14 protein-coding genes are annotated in these 16,710 nt (G+C 74.2%); 3 read left to right on the top strand and 11 right to left on the bottom strand.

Translation table 11 applies throughout. The features are described 5' to 3' along the window. Nucleotides 1-132 precede the first annotated feature (132 nt). Nucleotides 133-1,137: a M23 family metallopeptidase gene (locus AB0D67_RS22005; protein WP_362938583.1), complete on the bottom strand. Its 1,005-nt coding sequence runs from the start codon at nucleotides 1,135-1,137 to the stop codon at nucleotides 133-135. A 209-nt stretch (nucleotides 1,138-1,346) separates the two neighbouring features. Here AB0D67_RS22005 and AB0D67_RS22000 point away from each other — a divergent pair, with 209 nt between their 5' ends. Together AB0D67_RS22000 and AB0D67_RS21995 are read left to right on the top strand one after the other, a co-directional pair. Then, complete coding sequence (locus tag AB0D67_RS22000; protein ID WP_362938580.1) at nucleotides 1,347-4,370, top strand: BTAD domain-containing putative transcriptional regulator; 3,024 nt, start codon at nucleotides 1,347-1,349, stop codon at nucleotides 4,368-4,370. A 101-nt stretch (nucleotides 4,371-4,471) separates the two neighbouring features. Then, complete coding sequence (locus AB0D67_RS21995; protein ID WP_362938577.1) at nucleotides 4,472-5,452, top strand: helix-turn-helix domain-containing protein; 981 nt, start codon at nucleotides 4,472-4,474, stop codon at nucleotides 5,450-5,452. Nucleotides 5,453-5,514: 62 nt separating this feature from the next. Here AB0D67_RS21995 and AB0D67_RS21990 read toward each other — a convergent pair whose 3' ends face one another. From AB0D67_RS21990 to AB0D67_RS21965, 6 genes are all read right to left on the bottom strand, one after another. Next, nucleotides 5,515-6,498, bottom strand: coding sequence for a M24 family metallopeptidase (locus AB0D67_RS21990; protein ID WP_362938574.1), 984 nt, complete (start codon nucleotides 6,496-6,498; stop codon nucleotides 5,515-5,517). Continuing rightward, complete coding sequence (locus AB0D67_RS21985; RefSeq protein WP_362938571.1) at nucleotides 6,495-7,409, bottom strand: ABC transporter ATP-binding protein; 915 nt, start codon at nucleotides 7,407-7,409, stop codon at nucleotides 6,495-6,497. The genes AB0D67_RS21990 and AB0D67_RS21985 overlap by 4 nt, the downstream gene beginning before the upstream one ends. After that, entirely contained in the window at nucleotides 7,406-8,176 is a 771-nt protein-coding gene (locus tag AB0D67_RS21980; RefSeq protein ID WP_362938568.1) for an ABC transporter ATP-binding protein, read from the bottom strand. The genes AB0D67_RS21985 and AB0D67_RS21980 overlap by 4 nt, the downstream gene beginning before the upstream one ends. Beyond that, nucleotides 8,173-9,012 (bottom strand): ABC transporter permease, encoded by an 840-nt coding sequence (locus AB0D67_RS21975; protein WP_362938564.1) that lies wholly within the window; start codon nucleotides 9,010-9,012, stop codon nucleotides 8,173-8,175. Before AB0D67_RS21975 ends, AB0D67_RS21980 begins: the two co-directional genes overlap by 4 nt. Before the next feature lie 91 nt (nucleotides 9,013-9,103). Next, nucleotides 9,104-10,201: an ABC transporter permease gene (locus tag AB0D67_RS21970; RefSeq protein WP_362938561.1), complete on the bottom strand. Its 1,098-nt coding sequence runs from the start codon at nucleotides 10,199-10,201 to the stop codon at nucleotides 9,104-9,106. A 9-nt stretch (nucleotides 10,202-10,210) separates the two neighbouring features. Next, on the bottom strand, nucleotides 10,211-11,824 hold the full coding sequence (locus tag AB0D67_RS21965) for an ABC transporter substrate-binding protein (RefSeq protein ID WP_362938558.1): 1,614 nt from the start codon (nucleotides 11,822-11,824) through the stop codon (nucleotides 10,211-10,213). Nucleotides 11,825-11,943: 119 nt separating this feature from the next. On the opposite strand from AB0D67_RS21965, the gene AB0D67_RS21960 reads away from it, so the two are divergent. Further along, entirely contained in the window at nucleotides 11,944-12,645 is a 702-nt protein-coding gene (locus tag AB0D67_RS21960) for an Lrp/AsnC family transcriptional regulator (protein ID WP_362938555.1), read from the top strand. 4 nt (nucleotides 12,646-12,649) lie between these two features. On the opposite strand, the gene AB0D67_RS21955 is transcribed toward AB0D67_RS21960, so the two are convergent. The 4 genes from AB0D67_RS21955 to egtB all read right to left on the bottom strand — a co-directional run bounded on the left by AB0D67_RS21955 (nucleotide 12,650) and on the right by egtB (nucleotide 16,664). After that, a complete protein-coding gene (locus AB0D67_RS21955) occupies nucleotides 12,650-13,003 on the bottom strand; it encodes a hypothetical protein (protein ID WP_362938552.1) in 354 nt (117 codons plus the stop codon). Nucleotides 13,004-13,244: 241 nt separating this feature from the next. Then, nucleotides 13,245-14,225: an L-histidine N(alpha)-methyltransferase gene (gene egtD / locus AB0D67_RS21950; protein ID WP_362938549.1), complete on the bottom strand. Its 981-nt coding sequence runs from the start codon at nucleotides 14,223-14,225 to the stop codon at nucleotides 13,245-13,247. 153 nt (nucleotides 14,226-14,378) lie between these two features. After that, nucleotides 14,379-15,155 carry an ergothioneine biosynthesis protein EgtC gene (gene egtC / locus AB0D67_RS21945; protein WP_362938545.1) on the bottom strand — a complete coding sequence of 259 codons (777 nt, stop codon included), beginning with the start codon at nucleotides 15,153-15,155 and terminating at the stop codon, nucleotides 14,379-14,381. 168 nt (nucleotides 15,156-15,323) lie between these two features. Further along, complete coding sequence (gene egtB, locus AB0D67_RS21940) at nucleotides 15,324-16,664, bottom strand: ergothioneine biosynthesis protein EgtB (protein ID WP_362938633.1); 1,341 nt, start codon at nucleotides 16,662-16,664, stop codon at nucleotides 15,324-15,326. Nucleotides 16,665-16,710 lie beyond the last annotated feature (46 nt).

Below are 16,710 nucleotides of genomic sequence, written 5' to 3'. Positions count from 1 at the left end.
CCCACGGCGTCCCGGTGGTGTTCCGGGTGGAGGCCCGCCGGAGTTCAGACGGCGCCGCCGGTTCCCCGGCGGCGTCCGGGCTTCCCGGTCCTGGGCCGTTCCCGGCTCGGACCGGCCCTCAGAGGAGGATCGTCAGCCGCAGTGTTCGAAGGGGCTGTCGTAGGTGGAGGAGCCTGCCTTGCCGCCCCATTTGACGCACTTGCCGGCGGCGGCCGCCCGTACGGGGCCGGCGTAGTAGCCGTAGCTGCCGGAGTCGGTGACGCGGGTCTTGCCCTGGACCTCCAGGTAGGCGGTGACGGCGGTGTCGGTGCCCAGGGAGGTCTTCTTGAGGGTGGCCACGCAGTTGTAGCCGTTGGAGGTGTTGTAGAGCAGGTAGACCGTGCCGGCGGTGCCGAGGGCGGCGCTGTCGATCACGCTGTAGCCGCTGCCGCAGACCTCCTGCGCGGTGTACGGGTTCGTCGCCCCGCCGCAGCCGTTCTTGGACGTCAGCGTCTGGACCGGGTAGCCGAACGTGGTGCCGTTGAAGACGGCCTTCTGGATGTTGGACGGGTAGCTGGTGCCGAGGCGCACCTCGTAGTGCAGGTGGGGTGAGATGTTGTTGCCCGGCTTGCTGGTGTTGCCGACCGTGCCGATCTTCTGACCCCGGCTGACCTGGGCGCCCGCGCTGACCGACCGGGTGTCCAGGTGCGCGTAGTAGCTGGTCCAGCCGCCGCCGTGGTCGATCTTGACCAGGTTGCCGTAGCCGTTGGTCGATCCCTGGTGGGCTGAGATCACCACGGTGCCCGCGGCGGCGGCGACGACGGTGTCGCCCTTGTCGGCGTCGGCCGTGCCACCCCGGTTGAAGTCGATCTCCCACGACTGGTGGGCGCTGCTCGCGCTGGAGTTGCCGGTCCAGCTCTGCCCGCAGGGGAAGGGCATCTGGAAGCTCGGCGTCGCCAGCGTCGTCGGCGGCAGCTCGACGGACGGGTCGTTCGGCGGGTCGGCTCCTTCGAGCTCCGGATCGTTGTCCGTGACGGCCGCGGTGGCCGTCACGGCCGTGAGTCCCGTCGCGGCGACGGCGCCCGGCGCGGCCGCGGTCGCGCCCGCGAACCCGATCAGCAGGGCGAATCCCGTGCTGAGCACTCCTGTGAGTCGCATATCGATCCTTTCCGCGAGATGCGGGGGTGAAGAGCCTTGACCGGCGGCGTGCACTGTCTGTTGGATCTTCCGGAAGGCTCCCGCTGCGGACCTAGCGTCGGCACGAGGCGCATATAAAACATCCAAAATGCCTATAAAGACCCGTCGAGCTCGGGATGATACGGCCGACGAATGGTTGCGACGCCTCCCCACGAGAGGTAGGTGCGGTCATGACGGTTTATCGGCCAGCGTTCAGGGTGCTCGGCCCCCTGGAGGTCGGCCCCCCGGGACGACTCCTGCGCATCGCGGGCACGAAGTCCCGGATCCTGCTCGCGTCGCTGCTGCTCGACGCCAACCGGGCGGTCGCCGCGGACCACCTGGCCGAGATCCTGTGGCCGTCGAGCCGGCCGAGGTCGGCCCTGGCCAACCTCCGCACCTACGTCAGCTCCCTGCGGATGGTCCTCGGCGAGACGGGCGGCGCCCGCATCCTGGCCCGGCCGTCCGGTTACCTGTTCGAGGTGCCCGCCGGGCAGCTCGACGTCCTCCTCTTCGAGGACCTCGTGGCCGGGGCGCGGGCGGCGGCGCGGACGGGGGAGCACGCGGAGGCCCGCGGGGACGCGGCGCCGGCGGCGGAGGACGGGCCGGAGACGGCGGGCCGGACGGAGGACGCGGCCGGCCTGCTGGACCGGGCGCTCGCGCTGTGGCGCGGCGCGCCGCTGGCCGACCTGCCCGGCAGTCCCCTGTGGGACGCCCGGCTGGAGTCGCTGGCCGGCCTCCGGCTCTCCGCCGCCGAGGGGCTGGCCGCCCTGCGGATGGAACGCGGGCAGCACGCCGAGGCGGTCGCCGGGCTGCGCGGCCTGCTGAGGGAACACCCCTTCCGGGAGGATCTCTGGGGGCGGCTGATGCTCGCCCTGGACGCCGGCGGACGGCAGGCCGAGGCCCTGGACGCCTACGCCGCCGCCCGGCGGCAGCTGGTCACCGAGCTGGGCGTCGAACCCGGTGCGGAGCTGCGCCGGGTGCACGCGGAGATCCTGGCCGGGCGGCCCGCGGCGGAGGCGGCTCCGCCCCCCTCCCAGGCGCCGGTCCCCGTCCCCCGCCAGCTCCCCCCGGACGTCCCGGACTTCACCGGCCGGGACGGAGCCGTCTCGACCCTGACGCGGGCGCTGACCCGAGGGGGCAGGCCGCCGGACGGACCGCCGGAGGGGCTGCCGGACGGGCCGCCGGTCGTCGCGGTGGTGGCCGGTCCGCCCGGATCCGGCAAGACGGCGCTGGCCGTCCACTGCGCCCACGCCGTACGCCGCGCCTACCCCGAGGGCCAGATCTACCTCGACCTCGGCGGCACCGCGTCCGGCCCCGCCGACCCCGGCGAGCTGCTGGCCGAGGCGCTGCGCGCGCTGGGGACCGGCGAGGCCGGCCTGCCGCCCACCACCCGTGAGCGTTCAGCGCTGTACCGGTCGCTGCTGGCCGGGCGGCAGGCGCTCGTCCTGCTCGACGACGCCGCCGACGCCGCGCAGGTACGGCCCCTGCTGCCCGGCAGCGGCTGCGCGGTCGTCGTGACGAGCCGCCGGCGCATCACCGAGCTGCCCGGGGCGCTCCAGGTCGACCTCGACGTCCTCACCCCCGCGGAGGCCGAGGAACTGCTGGGCAGGATCGCGGGCGCCGATCGGGTGCGCGGGGAGCGGGAGGCCGCCGCGGAGATCCTGCGGTCCTGCGACCACCTGCCGCTCGCCGTCAGGATCGCCGGGGCCCGGCTGGCCGCGCGGCCCGGCTGGCCGCTGGCCGTGCTGCGGCGCCGGCTCGCGGACGAGACGAACCGCCTGGGCGAGCTGCGGGCCGGGGACCTGGAGGTGCGCGGCAGCTTCCACCGCAGCTACCGGTCGCTGCCCGGTGACGCCGCCCGCGCCTTCGGGGCGCTCGGCCTCCTCGGGACGAGGCCGCTGCCCGGCTGGGTGGTCGGGGCCGTGCTCGGCCGGGAGCGGGCCGACGACGTCACCGACGCCCTCGTCGACGCCAACCTGCTGCGGCTCGCCGGGACCGACGCGCTCGGCCGGCCCCGCTACCTGCTGCCCGGCCTCGCCCGGTGCAGCGCCCGGGAGCTGGCCGGCGGCCCGGACGGCTGGGACGGCCCGGACGGCACGGACGCCCTCGCCCGGGTGCTCGACGGGTGGACGACCCTGGCAGGGAGCGCCATGGAGCGGCTGCCGACCACCCTGTTCAGCCTGGCACCCGCGGGCGAGCCCCGCTGGCGGCCGGACGGTGAGACCACCGCGAGCCTGCCGGCCGACCCGCTGCCGTGGTTCGACGCCGAGCGGGAGTCCCTGGTGGAGGCCGTACGGCTGGCCGCCGACGCCGGGCTCGCCGGGGCCGCCTGGGGCCTCGCCGCCGCCCTGGTGCCCTACTTCGACCTGCGGTGCCACTTCGACGAGTGGCGGAGCACGCACCGGGCCGCGCTGGAGGCGGCCCACCGGGCCGGTGACCGCGGCGGGGAGGCCGCCATGCTCCGCGGCCTGGCCCAGGTCGGCCTCTACCAGGACCGCTACGCCGAGGCGGGGGAGATGTTCACCCGGTCCCGGGCGATCTTCCACGAGCTGGGCGACGCGCGCGGGGAGGCGGCCTCCATCTGCGGGCTGGGGGCGGTGAACCACTTCCGCGGCCGTCACGTCGAGGCGCTCGGCCACTTCCGGCGGGCGCTCGCGGTCTTCACCGCCCTGGAGGACCGCGGCGGCGAGGCCTACGTCCGGCAGGCGGTCGGCCGGGTCTGCCTGGTCCTGCGCGACCTGGGCCGGGCCTCGGACTGGCTGGGCGGGGCGCTGCGGCTGGCCAGGGAGATCGGCGACCCGCACCGGGAGGCGTGCGTGTCGATGCAGTTCGGGCGGTTGCACGACCTGGCGGCCGACGCCGAGGAGGCGATGCGCTTCCAGGGGTACGCCCTGGACATCTTCGAGGGGCTCGGCGACCGTCACTGCGGCGCCTACGCCCTGCAGAGCCTGGGCGGCCTGCAGGTGGCGCGCGGCGACCGCTCGCACGCCTCGGAGCGGCTCCAGCGGTCCCTGGAGATCTTCCAGCAGCTCGGCGACCGCAGCGGGGAGGCCGCCGCGGTCCAGCGGCTCGGGGAGCTGCACCGATCGGCGGGCCGTACCGGGCTGGCCCGTGACTACCTGTACCACGCCCGCGCCCTCCGGCGGGAGCTGCGGGGCGGCGCGGGCGGCGCGGCCCGCCCCGCGGCCTGCGCCCCGCCGGTCACGAGCCCTTAGGTCCTGAAAGGTGCGCTTAGGGGGTCATTGTCGGAATGGCTGAATATGTAAAGAAGGTGATGTAAAGATGGTGTGAAGGTGCGCGTCTGAGAATGCGGAACATGATCCGTTTGTGCTTCGACGACGCCGATCTCCAGAAGATCTCCATCGCCCCGGCTCCGAACGGGCTGCTGGAGACCGCGATGAGCGTGCACCGGCTCCACGCCGCACACGCCGGCAGGATCGATACGCCGCCCGCGCTGAGCGGGTGGTGCCGGGAGACGGCCGGCGGGCTGGCGGACCGCGCCGGAGTGCTCCTCACCCTCGTTCCGCGAGACGAGGGCCCGGTCCCCGACCTCCTTCTCCATCCCGACGTCGCCGACTTCGACGCGGCGGTCGACCTGGTCGGACGGACGCCGACGTCACGGCCGGCTCCCGGCCCGGCGGCGCCGCCCCCCGCCCACAGGGCGGGAAACCGGTGCCGGGAGCCCGAAGCCGGCGCCGCGGAGACGCGACGGCTCCTGGTCCGGGACCTGCGCGGTTACTTCGACTCCTCCCTCACATCGCTGTGGCCGCGGATACGGACCACCGTCGCCGCCGAGCGCGCGCTCCGTGTGGAGGCGATGTCACGCGGCGGGGTGTCCGCCCTGTTCAGGTCCTTCGGCGCAGGCTGGTCCTGGCGGCCGCCCACGCTGTGCGTCCCGGCGGTCACCCACGCCGACGTCTCGCTGGGGGGACACGGGCTGATCCTGCTCCCGTCGTACTTCGCACCCGGGGCCACCCTGGTGCGGCGGCCCGGCGGGCCCGCCGTGCTGATCTACCCGGTCCCCTCCGCGGACCGCCCGGAGACGGCCGACCCCCTCGGCCCGCTGCTCGGCCGCACGAGGGCGGCGGTCCTCGACTGCGTGCGCGTCCCCGTCACGACCACCGTCCTGGCGCGGCGGGTCGGCGTCTCCCTCGGCTCCGCGAGCCAGCACACGAAGGTCCTGCGGGACGCCGGACTCCTCTCGACCATCCGCGTGGGCAGCGCGGTCCTGCACACCATCACCGATCTCGGGGCCGCCCTGCTGCAAGACGTCCCCGAGACACCGGAGAGACCGTGAGACCGTGCTCATGGGAACGCCACCGGCTCCCGTCACGGGCCGCACCGCCTTCCCCGTGCTCCTCAGTGCTCGAGGACGCACAGCTCCCAGGGGAGCGAGCCGAGCCGCCGGCCGCCCTCCGGGGCGCAGACGACGACGTCGGCCACCCGTGCGCCGAACAGCTCCGGCAGGTAGATCGCCGGTTCCAGGCAGACCGTCGTGCCGGGTTCGAGCACCGTCCCGTCGCCGGGGACCAGCCACGGGCCCTCCTCGTGGCTGCGGCCCACACCACGCCCCGGCCGCCGCCCGGCGTACTCGCCGTAGCCGCTGCCGTCGATCACCTCCCGGGCGGCCCGGCCGACCTCCGCGGCCGTCACGCCGGGCCGTACCGCGTCCAGGGCGGCCCGCTGCGCGGACAGGACGACCGAGTACATCGCCTCGAAGTCCTCCGGCGGCTCGGCCACCGCGAACACGCGGGCCACCTCCGCGCAGTGGCCGTCCCATCTGCCGCACACCGACACCAGCAGCGCGTCACCGGGATTGATCACACGGTCGCACGCCGCGTGCCGGGGGAGCGCGGTGTGCTCGCCCGCGGCGACGAGCACCGACAGCGTCTCCTCACATCCGGCCTCGGCCAGCGCGGCCCGCAGCCGCCGCGCCATCGCGCGTTCGGTGGCGCCGAACCACGCCAGCCCGCGGGCCGCGAGCAGCACCGCGTCCGCCGCCGCGGCGGCCCGCCCGGTCGCCGCGACCTCCGCCGGCCCCCGGCGGAGCCGTAAGGGGGCGAGTACGGACGACGCCAGCACCAGCTCGGCGTCCACCCGCAACGAGAACAGCTCCCGGGCCCGCATCTCGGGGTCCACCCCGATGCGGCGGGCGGCGGCCGGGACGAGCGCCGCCGCCTCCCGCGGGCCGGCCGCGGCGGCGGGCGGGCCCTCGCCGGTCAGGACGAGGTACCCGTCGTGGCCGTCGTCCCGGCCGCCCAGATAGCGGAAGTCGGGGGAGGAGCGCAGCACCAGGGCGTCGATCCCCTCCTCGGCCATCCGGCGGCGCACCTCATCGATCATCGGGGTTCGTGCAGCCAGCAGGCGACCGGGCCGAACGCCGGTTCGCGTTCCCGGCAGACGTCCATCGCGACCGGGCAGCGCGGATGGAACCGGCAGCCGGACGGCGGGTCGGCCGGGTCCGGCACGTCCCCGGGCAGCTCCGCGGGCAGCACCCCCGCGCCGTCGGGCGCCGGGACCGCGCCCAGCAGCGCCCGGGTGTAGGGGTGGCGGGGGTCGCGCCAGACCTCCGCGGTCCGGCCCACCTCCACGATCTTCCCCAGGTACATCACCGCGATCCGGTCGGCGATCAGCCGCACCACCGACAGGTCGTGGCTGATGAACAGCAGCCCCGCGCCCGCGGAGACCGCGAGGTCCCGCATGAGCGTGGCCACCTGCGCCTGGGCGGAGGCGTCGAGCGCCGAGATGGGCTCGTCGCCGATCAGCAGCGACGGCCGGGCGGCGAGCGCCCGGGCGATCGCGATCCGCTGCCGCTGCCCGCCGGAGAACTCGTGCGGGTGACGGCCGGCGACGTCGCCGGGCAGCCCCACCCGCTCCAGCATGTCGGTGGGCGTGGTCGCGGTGTCGCCCGCCGCCCGCAGTCCGTCGGCGATCTGCGCGCCCACCCGCCGCCGCGGGTTCAGCGAGGAGTAGGGGTCCTGGAAGACCATCTGGATCCCGGTCAGCGACCGGTCCCTGCGGCGCAGGCCCAGCGGGGTCACCGTACGGCCGTCGAAGGAGATCGTCCCCTCGGTCACCGGGGCCAGCCCGCACACCGCGCGGGCCAGCGTCGACTTGCCGCATCCCGACTCCCCGACGAGGCCGACGACCTCGCCCGCCTCGACGGTCAGGCCGGCCCCGGCCACGGCGCGCACCACGGGGCGGCCGGGGGTGCGGTGCTCGACGACGAGGTCGTTCACGCTCAGCAGCGTCATGAGGTCTCCCCGGGTAGCGAGTCCAGCAGGGCGCGGGTGTAGGGGTGGGCCGGGTCGCGCAGCACCTGCGCGCGCGGGCCGGTCTCCACGACCACGCCGTCCCGCATCACGCTCACCTCGTCGGCGACCGCGGACATCACGCCGAGGTCGTGGGTGACGAGCAGCACGGCCAGGTCCAGGTCGTCGCACAGGCCGCGCAGCAGCCGCAGGATCCCGGCCTGGACGGTCACGTCGAGCGCGGTCGTCGGCTCGTCGGCGATGAGCACCTTCGGCGAGCAGGCCAGCGCGACCGCGATCGCGATGCGCTGGCGCATGCCCCCGGAGAACTGGTGCGGGTAACGGCCGAGGGCCTCCTCCACGCCCGGGATGCGCACCTGGCGCAGCAGTTCGGCGGCCCTGGCCCGCGCCTGCCGCCGATCCAGGCGCAGGTGGTGGCGCATGTGCTCGGTGAGCTGGCGGCCGATCGTGAGCATCGGGTGCAGGCTGGTCGCCGGGTCCTGGAAGACCATGGCGACCTCGCCGCCGCGCACCGCGTTGAGCTGCCGGGGGGTCATGGCGAGCAGGTCGCGCCCGCCCAGGGCGATCCGGCCGCTCACCCGGGCCCCGTGCGGGAGCAGGCCGAGGACGGCCAGTCCCGTCATCGTCTTGCCCGAGCCGCTCTCGCCGGCCAGCCCGTGCACCCGGCCGGCGCGCAGTTCGAGGTCGACGCCGCGCAGGATCTCCCTGCCGCCGAGGGTCACCTTCAGGTCGGAGATCGCGAGGGTCACAGCGCACGCTCCTTGATGGCCCGGGCGGTCCGCGGGTCGAGGGCGTCGCGCAGCGTGTCGCCCAGGAAGTTGAAGGCGAGCACCACGGTCAGGATGGCCAGGCCGGGGAAGGCCGCCACCCACCAGCTGTCGAAGACCTCCACGCCGGAGGCGACCATGGCGCCCCACTCGGGGGACGGCGGCTTCGCTCCGAGCCCGAGGAAGGACAGGCCGGACAGCAGGAGCAGCGCGGTGCCGATGTCCAGGGTCGCCAGCACCAGGATCGGCCCGGTGACGTTCGGCAGCACGTCCACGCGCAGGGAGCGCCAGGCGGAGAATCCCAGCAGCCGCCCGCTCAGCACGAACTCGCGTTGCCGTACGCCCAGCACCAGGCCGCGGGTGACGCGGGCGTAGGCGGGCCAGGCGACGACGAGGACGGCCAGCACGGCGTTGGTGAGGCTCGCGCCGAGTGCGGCGGCGACGACCATGGCCAGGATGACGGTGGGGAAGGCGAAGACGAGGTCGGCGAGCCGCATGATCGTCTCATCCACCCATTTGCCGAAATATCCGGAAATGGCGCCTAGGAGGCCGCCCACCAGCACCGACATCACGACCAGCAGCAGCGTCAGGGGGATCGACAGCCGCGCGCCGTACATGACCCTGCTGAGGATGTCGCGGCCGAGCTGGTCGGTGCCGAACCAGTGGCCGGGGCCCGGCGGCGCCAGCCGTGGCAGCTCCTGGGCGAGCGGGTCGTGCGGGGCCAGCAGCGGAGCGGACAGCGCGATCACGAACCAGGCGAGCGCGACGATCCCGCCGGTGATCGCCAGCGGCTGCCGCCACGCGCGGGGGAGCTTCACCGCGGCCTCCGCGGGGCGCCCCGGCCGTCGAGGGCGACGCCGGGGACGGCGGTGGGGACGGCGCTGGGGACGGCGTCGGGGAGGGAAGGGGTCACGACAGTCTCACTCGGGGGTCGATGACGCCGTACAGGACGTCGACGATCAGGTTGATGACGAGGTAGACCCCGCCCACGACCAGGCCGACGCCCATCACGGCGGGCAGGTCCAGGGTGGTCGCGCTCTTGTAGGCGTACTGCCCCACGCCCGGCCAGGCGAAGATCGCCTCGACCAGGACGGTGCCTGACAGCAGGCTGCCGAAGGCGAGGCCCGCGACCGTGATGACCGGCACCAGCGCCGGGCGCAGCACGTAGCGGAACAGGATCACCCGCGGCGGCAGGCCCTTGGCCCGCCCGGCGCGCACGTGGTCCTGGCCCAGCACCTCCAGCACGGCCGACCGGGTGAACCGGGTCAGCAGGCCGATCGTGTACAGGGCGAGCACCAGCGCCGGGGTGGCGAGGTGACCGACGGCCGAGGAGAACACGTCCCACTGGCCCGCGAGAGCGGCGTCGAGGGTGTAGAGGCCGGTGACGTGCGGCGGCGGGGTCAGGCCCGGGTCGAGGCGGCCGCTGCCCGGTGCGATCCGCAGCCGGTAGAAGAAGACGTAGAACGCCGTCAGCGCCAGCCAGAACGTGGGCACCGAGATGCCGAACAGGCTGAGGACGCGCAGCAGGTGGTCGGAGAACCGGTCGCGGCGCAGCGCCGCGACGACGCCGAACGCCACGCCCACGACGATGGAGACCAGGATCGCGGCGCCGGCCAGCTCCAGCGTGGCCGGCACCGACTCGGCCAGGTCGTCCATGACCGGACGGTGGCTCTGCTGGCTCGTCCCGAGATCGCCCTGGACGACCCCCTGGAGATGCAGCAGATACTGCTCGGGGAGAGGCTTGTCCAGCCCGTGCTCGGCCCGCCACTGGGCGACGATCGCCGGGTCGCCCAGGGCGCGCTGACCGAGGTTGGCCGCGACGGGGTCGCCGGGGACCAGGTTGGTCAGCACGAAGGTGACCAGAGTGATGCCCACCGCCAGCAGCAGCGCGGTGAGCACCCTGCGGACCAGGAAACGGACCAGTGGGCTACGGGCGCCGCGGCGGCCCGGCTCCCGCCGGGCCGCCCTCGGACGGTCGCCCGCCGCCGGTGGACGCTTGATCGGCACTGACGGTCCCTACTTGACGCCGAGACCGGCGACGTCGACGGTCCACACCGGGTTGAACTTCAGGCCGGTGACGGAGGCGGCCGTCACGATGTTCTGGCCCGGCTGGATGAGCGGGATGAACGGGCCGGAGGCGTTCAGCTTCGTCTGGACGTCGGAGTACGCCTGCTTGCGCGCGTCGTCGCCGGTCGCGGCGGCGGCCTTCTCGCCCGCCGCCTCCAGCTCCTTGTCGGCGCCCGCCTTCCATCCGGCCCGCAGGCCCACCAGCTTGCCGGGCAGGAACGACAGGTAGTCGCTGGGGTCGGGGTAGTCGGGGCCCCAGTACCACAGGCCCAGCTCCTCCTTGCCGTTGCGGTAGTTGTCCAGGGCGGTGGTGACCGGCGCGGGGGCCAGGTCCACCGTGATGCCGACCTCCTTGAGGTTGGCCTGGATCCGCTCCGCGAAGGGCTGGAAGGACAGGCCGTTGACGGTCAGCTCGCTGGGGTACTCCAGCTTGACCGTCGGGTTCACCAGGCCGCTCTCCTTCAGGGCGGCCTTGGCGCCCTCGACGTCGCGGCCGGCGGCGGCCTCCGGCGGGAGCGCGCCGAGCAGCATCGACGGGATGACGCCGGGCGCCTGCACCGAGCCCTCGCCGGCCAGCTCCAGCAGGCCCGCGTAGTCGACGCCCTTGCGGACGGCCTCGGCGAACTTGGGGTCGGAGGTGACCTTGCTGACCGCGGGGTCCCGGTTGGCCAGCAGGAAGATGACGTTGGCCGACGCCGTCCTCGTGACCTGCAGGTCGCCGGTGATTCCGGCGACCTGGTCGCCGGAGAGGTTCAGCGCCACCTGGCTGTCGCCGCGGGAGATGTTGAGCTTCTGGGTCGCCGCCTCGACGTTGCGGATCACGACCTTGTCGTAGACCGGCTTGGCCTGGCCCCAGTACTTCGCGTTGGCCCGCAGCACCACCTGGCTGCTGACGTTGAACGACTCGATGGTGTACGGCCCGGAGCCCGCCGACGCGGAGTTGAGGTACTGCTCGGCCTTGTCGCCCGGGTCGGCGGTGGCGCCGTGCTCCTTGGCGACCTTGGAGTTGAGGATGCCCAGCGCGGGGTTGGGCAGGATGTACGGCAGTGCCGGGTTGGCCTTCTCCGAGGTCAGGGTGATCGTCGTGTCGTCGGTCTTGGCGACCTCGACGCCGTCGAGCAGGAAGGACGGGGTGCCCTTCATGTCGCGCACCCGGTTCAGGGAGAAGACGACGTCGTCGGCGGTCACCGGGGACCCGTCGGCGAACGTGGCGTCCTTGCGGAGCTTCAGGGTGAGCGTCTTGCCGTCGTCGGACAGTTCGAACGACTCCGCGAGGGCCGGCACCGGCTTGGTGACGTCGGAGCCCTCGAAGGTGAGCAGGGTCTCGTAGGCCGCCTTGCCGACGATCAGGCCGGTGGGCTCGTAGGTGCGCCCGGGGTCGGCCGTCTTCAGGTCGAAGGAGGTGTCGATCACCAGCGTCCTGGAACCGGCGCCTCCGCCGCCTCCCGACGCGGGGGCCGGAGACGAGCCGCCGCCTGAGCAGGCGGCGAGGGCGAGGGCGCCGGTGAGCAGCACCGGCAGCAGGGCCGCCTTCGCCCCCGGGCGCCGAGAACGGGTCGCCATTTTATGTCCTCCGAAATTGGTCCATATGGACGTTTAGTCGCCGATCGTCCAGTATTGTCCGGCAGAAAGTCCAGCACGAGGCGGAAAGCCGAGACGAATCTCGGTCGAGAGGTATGGGCATGACCGAAACATCAAGCAATCCGGCTCGCGGAGGCGCCCAGCCTGGACGGATCGGCATCGGCCTGGAACTCGACGCCACGCACCTGAAGATCCTCGAGGTGCTGCGGGAGAACGGCAGGATCTCCGTCGCGGCCCTCGCCGAGCGCGTCGGCATCTCGCGGGCGAACGCCTACACCCGGTTCGAGGCGCTGCGCGCCGACGGCGCGATCAGGCGGTTCACCGCCGAGATCGACCACGTCCGCACGGGGCTGGGCATCACCGCGCTGATCTTCGTGACCGTCCGGCAGCAGATGTGGCGCCAGTTCCGCGCCGAGCTCGCGGCGATGCCCGAGGTGGAGTACTGCGCGATCACCACCGGCCAGCACGACGCCATGATCCAGGTGCGGATGGCCGACGTCGCCGCCGTGCACGCCATGGTGACCGAACGGCTGGCGGGCATCCCGGCGGTCAAGGCGACCGAGACGGTCTTCATCCTGGACGAGGTGATCAGGCGGCCCTATGTGCTGCCGGGGGACCGGGCGGGTGGGCGGGCCGCCCCCCGCCGCGCGGCCCCGGAGCCGGCCGGGCCCGCGGGCGCCGCGGGCTCCGGGGTCTCCGCGGGCTCAGGGAGCGCCGCGGGCCCGGGAAGCGAGGTTCCGCTGGGCAAGATGCGCTTCGTGGGCGCGGCCGAGGGCCGCGGCCGGCTCCAGCAGGACGGCTGACCGGTCAGACGACCTCGTCGCACACGCTCACGTGCACCGTGTCCTCCCCGGCGAACGTGAACTCCTCCACCAGTCGCAGGCGGCCGCCCTCGCGGGGCTCGATGCGGCTGCCGCTGCGCCCGCCGGCGCGTTCCCCGCTCTTGAGCAGGTGGGCGTAGGAGATTTCGATCCGGTCGCCGTCCCGGGTGCCGACGAACCGCCCGTGGACCACCGTGTCACCGGTGTAGTCGCCCCAGATGACCCCACCGGACTCCCGGTAGGAGAACTCGGTGGGCCCGGCCGGGTCCACCTCGCTCGCCGTCGAGCTGACCATGACGAACCTGCGGCCGTCGAGATTGAGGAGATCGCTGTCGTTCACGTCTCAGCATCGTGCCGCTCCGCCGGGCTCACGCAACCCACCCTGGACGTTTCGCCCGGCGGGGGACGCCGGGGCGGTGATGTGTCCAGCCGCCTCCCCGCTCCGGGGGGACGGCCGAGACCCGCCCCGGCCGGTACGGCCGCGCGGCCTCGGGCCGGTACGGCCGTGAGGCTCGGGCCGGTACGGTCGTGAGGTTCAGGCCGGTACGGCCGCGCGGCCTGGGACGGTACGGCCGTGAGGCTCAGACCCCGGCCAGCACCAGGGCGAAGTCCCCGTCCGGGTCGGTCAGGAAGCGGGTCACCGTGAACCCGGCCCGGGACAGCTCCCGGCGCAGGCCGTCCGGGCGGAACTTGGCGCTGATCTCGGTGCGGGTCTCCTCACCCGCGGTGAAGGGGACCGACAGGCCGAGGTCGCCGACCCGCACCAGCATGTCCCGGGTCGCGCGCAGCCGCATCTCGATCCAGTCGTTGCGCTCGTCGTAGAGGGCGACGTGGGCGAACGCCTCCGGGTCGAAGTCCGCCCCCAGCTCCCGGTTGAGCACGTGCAGCACGTTGCGGTTGAAGGCGGCCGTCACCCCGGCCGCGTCGTCGTAGGCGCGCACCAGCCTTCCGGTGTCCTTGACCAGGTCCGCCCCGAGCAGCAGGGTGTCGCCCGGCGCCAGCGTGGCGCGCAGCCCGGTGAGGAACGCCTCACGCGCCACCGGGTCGAGGTTGCCGATCGTGCCGCCGAGGAAGGCCGTCATCCGCCGCCCGGCCCTGGGCAGCAGTGCCAGGTGCCGCTCGAAGTCGGCGCGCACCGGCCGCACCGTCACCCCCGGGTAGCGGGTGGCGAGCCGGCTCGCGGCGTCGCCCAGCGTGACGGCGTCCACGTCCACCGGCGTGTAGGCGCGCAGCGCGCCCGCCCGCTCCATGGCGTCCAGCAGCAGGACCGTCTTCTCGCTGGTGCCCGAGCCCAGCTCGACCAGCGTGTCGGCCTCGCTCAGCCGGGCGATCTCGTCGGCGTGCCCACGCAGGATGGCCAGCTCCCGGCGCGTGGGGTAGTACTCCGGCAGCCGGGTGATGCGCGAGAACAGCTCGCTGCCCGCCGCGTCGTAGAACCACTTGGGCGGCAGCCACTTGGCCGAGGCCGTCAGGCCGGTGCGGACGTCGTGCTCGAGGGACTGGCGCAGGTAGCCGCGGTCGAGATGGTCGATCAGCTCCACGGCGTGCCGGGTGACTGTCACGGGAACCTCCCTGGTTCGGTGGACGGGGTGGCGGTCGTCGGGCTCCGGGTTCCGGGCTCCGGGTTCCGGGTTCCGGGCTTCGGGTTCCGGGCTTCGGGTTTCCGGGACGCGGCTACGGCGGCCGACCGGTGTGCCGGCCGTACCGGACGCCGGTCACAGCGGCTGGAGTTCCACGCCGCCGGCGGAGACGAGGAGAAGGTGCCGGTCCGGTACGGCCCGCCAGCCGGGGCGGTCGTCCAGCGGCTCGCTCGCCACGAGCACGCCCCCTCCGGCGTGCGGGGAGCCCGGGGGAGAGGGGGCCCGCGGCGAGTCCGGGGCGGGGAGGTCCGGGGCGGGCGGATCCGTGCGCAGGAAGAGCGTGTCCCCCCAGGTGGTCGCGGCGAGTACGGCGCCGTCGCAGGCCAGCAGGTTCAGGCGGGCCCCGGGGTCCTTGGCCCCGGCGTGGACGACGACCTCCGCGAGGGACTCGCCGAGCGGCCGGCCCTCCCGCCCCCGGGTGAACACCGCCGCGGCCACCCAGGCGGAGTCGCAGGAGCTCGGCGCGTCGTCGGCCAGGTCCCGCAGGGCGTCCCGGGCGACGCGGCCGTTGTGGCTGAGCAGCCACCGGCCGTCGGTGAAGGGCGCGGTCGCGGTCTCCTCGATCGGCATGCCCACGGTGGCCGTGCGCACCGCGGCCAGCAGGCACCCCGAACGGGCGGCCCGGGCCAGAGCGGGCAGGTTGGCGTCGGTCCACATCGGGACGGCGCGGCGGTAGCGGACCGGTTCGGGAAGGGACGCGTCGTACCAGCCCATGCCGAAGCCGTCGGCGTTGACCCGGCCGTGGCGCTGCATGCGGGGCGCGTAGGACTGCCGGAGCAGCCCGTGCTCCGGCTCGTGGATCAGCGAGGCCAGAGACCGGGGGGCGCCCAGCCAGGCCGCGTGCCGGCACATCAGGCGTCCTCCAGGGCCGCGGGCCGGCGGGTCGGGCCCTCTCTGCGAACGTATGCCGAAATATCCGATATATCGGGACTCCTTCGCGGTAGGAACCCTCCGGGAACTCGCGCAGGCATGCCGGAACGTCTCCGCGGTGAGGTCCCTCCGGGGACTCGCGCAGGCATGTCAGGACTCCTCGGGGGACGCCGACCGGGCGCAGCGGAACCCGGAGAAGATCTGCCGCCGGATCGGCAGGTCCCAGTTGCGGAACGTGGTGCGGACCGCCGCCGGGTCGGCCGCCCAGGAGCCGCCGCGCAGCACCCGGTGGCCGGGACCGAAGAAGACCTCGCTGTACTCCCGGTAGGGGAAGCTGCGGAAACCCGGGTAGGGCAGGAAGTGCGAGGCGGTCCACTCCCACACGTCCCCGACCATCTGCTCGGCGCCGTACGCGCTCGCACCCGCGGGGTAGGCCCCCAGCGGCGCCGGCCGCGCCGCCCGGTGCCCCAGGTTCGCCCGGCCGGGTCCCGGATCGTCGTCGCCCCACGGGTAGGTCCGCGCCCGCCCGGCCGCCGGATCCCACCCGCACGCCTTCTCCCACTCGGCCTCGGTGGGCAGCCTCCTGCCGGCCCACCGGGCGTACGCCTCGGCCTCGTACCAGCACACGTGCTGCACCGGCTCGTCCATGGGGACCGGCTCGGTCCGGCCGAAGCGGGTACGCCACCAGGCGTCGCCGTCCCGGACCCAGAACAGCGGCGCGCGGGCCCGGCTCTCCCGCAGCCAGCGCACGCCCTCCTCGCTCCACCACCGCGGGTCGTCGTAGCCGCCGTCCTCGACGAACGCGGCGTAGGCGGCGTTGCCGACGGGGAACCGGTCGATCCAGTAGGCGGGCAGGTCCACCGGGTGGGCGGGCCGCTCGTTGTCGTAGGCCCACGGCAGCGTGGAGGTGCCCATCAGGAAGGGGCCCGCGGGCACGAACACCTCCTCCGGCCCGCCCGGGCGGCCGGGCGGCAGCTCGGCGTCGCGCACCAGGCCCGGCTCGCCGGAGAGCTGGAGGGTGGCGAGCATCGTCTCGTCGTGCTGGTGCTCGTGCTGGATGACCAGGCCGAAGACGAAGCCGTCGCGGCGCAGCGGATCGGGGTCGTGCGGGTCGAAGCCGTCCAGGACGTCCAGCACCCGGCCGCGCACGCCCTCGATGTAGCGGCGCGCCTCGGCCGGCCCCAGGATCGGCAGGGACGGCCGGTCCCGGCGCGGATGCCTGAACGCGTCGTACAGGTCGTCGATCTCCGGCCGCAGCGGGGTGATCCCGCCGGCCTCGCGCAGCACCCACAGCTCCTCGTAGTTGCCGACGTGCGCCAGGTCCCACACCAGCGGCGACATCAGCGGCGAGTGCTGCCGCACCAGGAGGTCGTCCTCGGCGTCGGTGTAGGCCAGCGACCGGCCCCGTACCGCGATCAGCTCGGCGGCGATCCGCTCCTTGAGGCGGTCCGCGTCGGTCCCGTCGACGATCATCTCGCTCAACCCGCTCATTCCCTTCGTCACTCCGCGTCCTCCTCGCCGCCCGTGCCGCGTGGCC

It is taken from the genome of Streptosporangium sp. NPDC048047 (assembly GCF_040653115.1).
Classification (GTDB): domain Bacteria; phylum Actinomycetota; class Actinomycetes; order Streptosporangiales; family Streptosporangiaceae; genus Streptosporangium.
This window is presented reverse-complemented; position numbering and strand designations above follow the sequence as displayed.

Excerpts from the sequence above, each read along its gene's own strand:
- AB0D67_RS21990 (WP_362938574.1), bottom strand. The coding sequence starts at position 6,498 with ATGATCGATGAGGTGCGCCGCCGGATGGCCGAGGAGGGGATCGACGCC.
- AB0D67_RS22005 (WP_362938583.1), bottom strand. The coding sequence starts at position 1,137 with ATGCGACTCACAGGAGTGCTCAGCACGGGATTCGCCCTGCTGATCGGG.
- AB0D67_RS21965 (WP_362938558.1), bottom strand. The coding sequence starts at position 11,824 with ATGGCGACCCGTTCTCGGCGCCCGGGGGCGAAGGCGGCCCTGCTGCCG.
- egtB (WP_362938633.1), bottom strand. The coding sequence starts at position 16,664 with ATGAGCGGGTTGAGCGAGATGATCGTCGACGGGACCGACGCGGACCGC.
- AB0D67_RS21995 (WP_362938577.1), top strand. The coding sequence starts at position 4,472 with ATGATCCGTTTGTGCTTCGACGACGCCGATCTCCAGAAGATCTCCATC.
- egtC (WP_362938545.1), bottom strand. The coding sequence starts at position 15,155 with ATGTGCCGGCACGCGGCCTGGCTGGGCGCCCCCCGGTCTCTGGCCTCG.
- AB0D67_RS21960 (WP_362938555.1), top strand. The coding sequence starts at position 11,944 with ATGACCGAAACATCAAGCAATCCGGCTCGCGGAGGCGCCCAGCCTGGA.
- AB0D67_RS21985 (WP_362938571.1), bottom strand. The coding sequence starts at position 7,409 with ATGACGCTGCTGAGCGTGAACGACCTCGTCGTCGAGCACCGCACCCCC.
- AB0D67_RS22000 (WP_362938580.1), top strand. The coding sequence starts at position 1,347 with ATGACGGTTTATCGGCCAGCGTTCAGGGTGCTCGGCCCCCTGGAGGTC.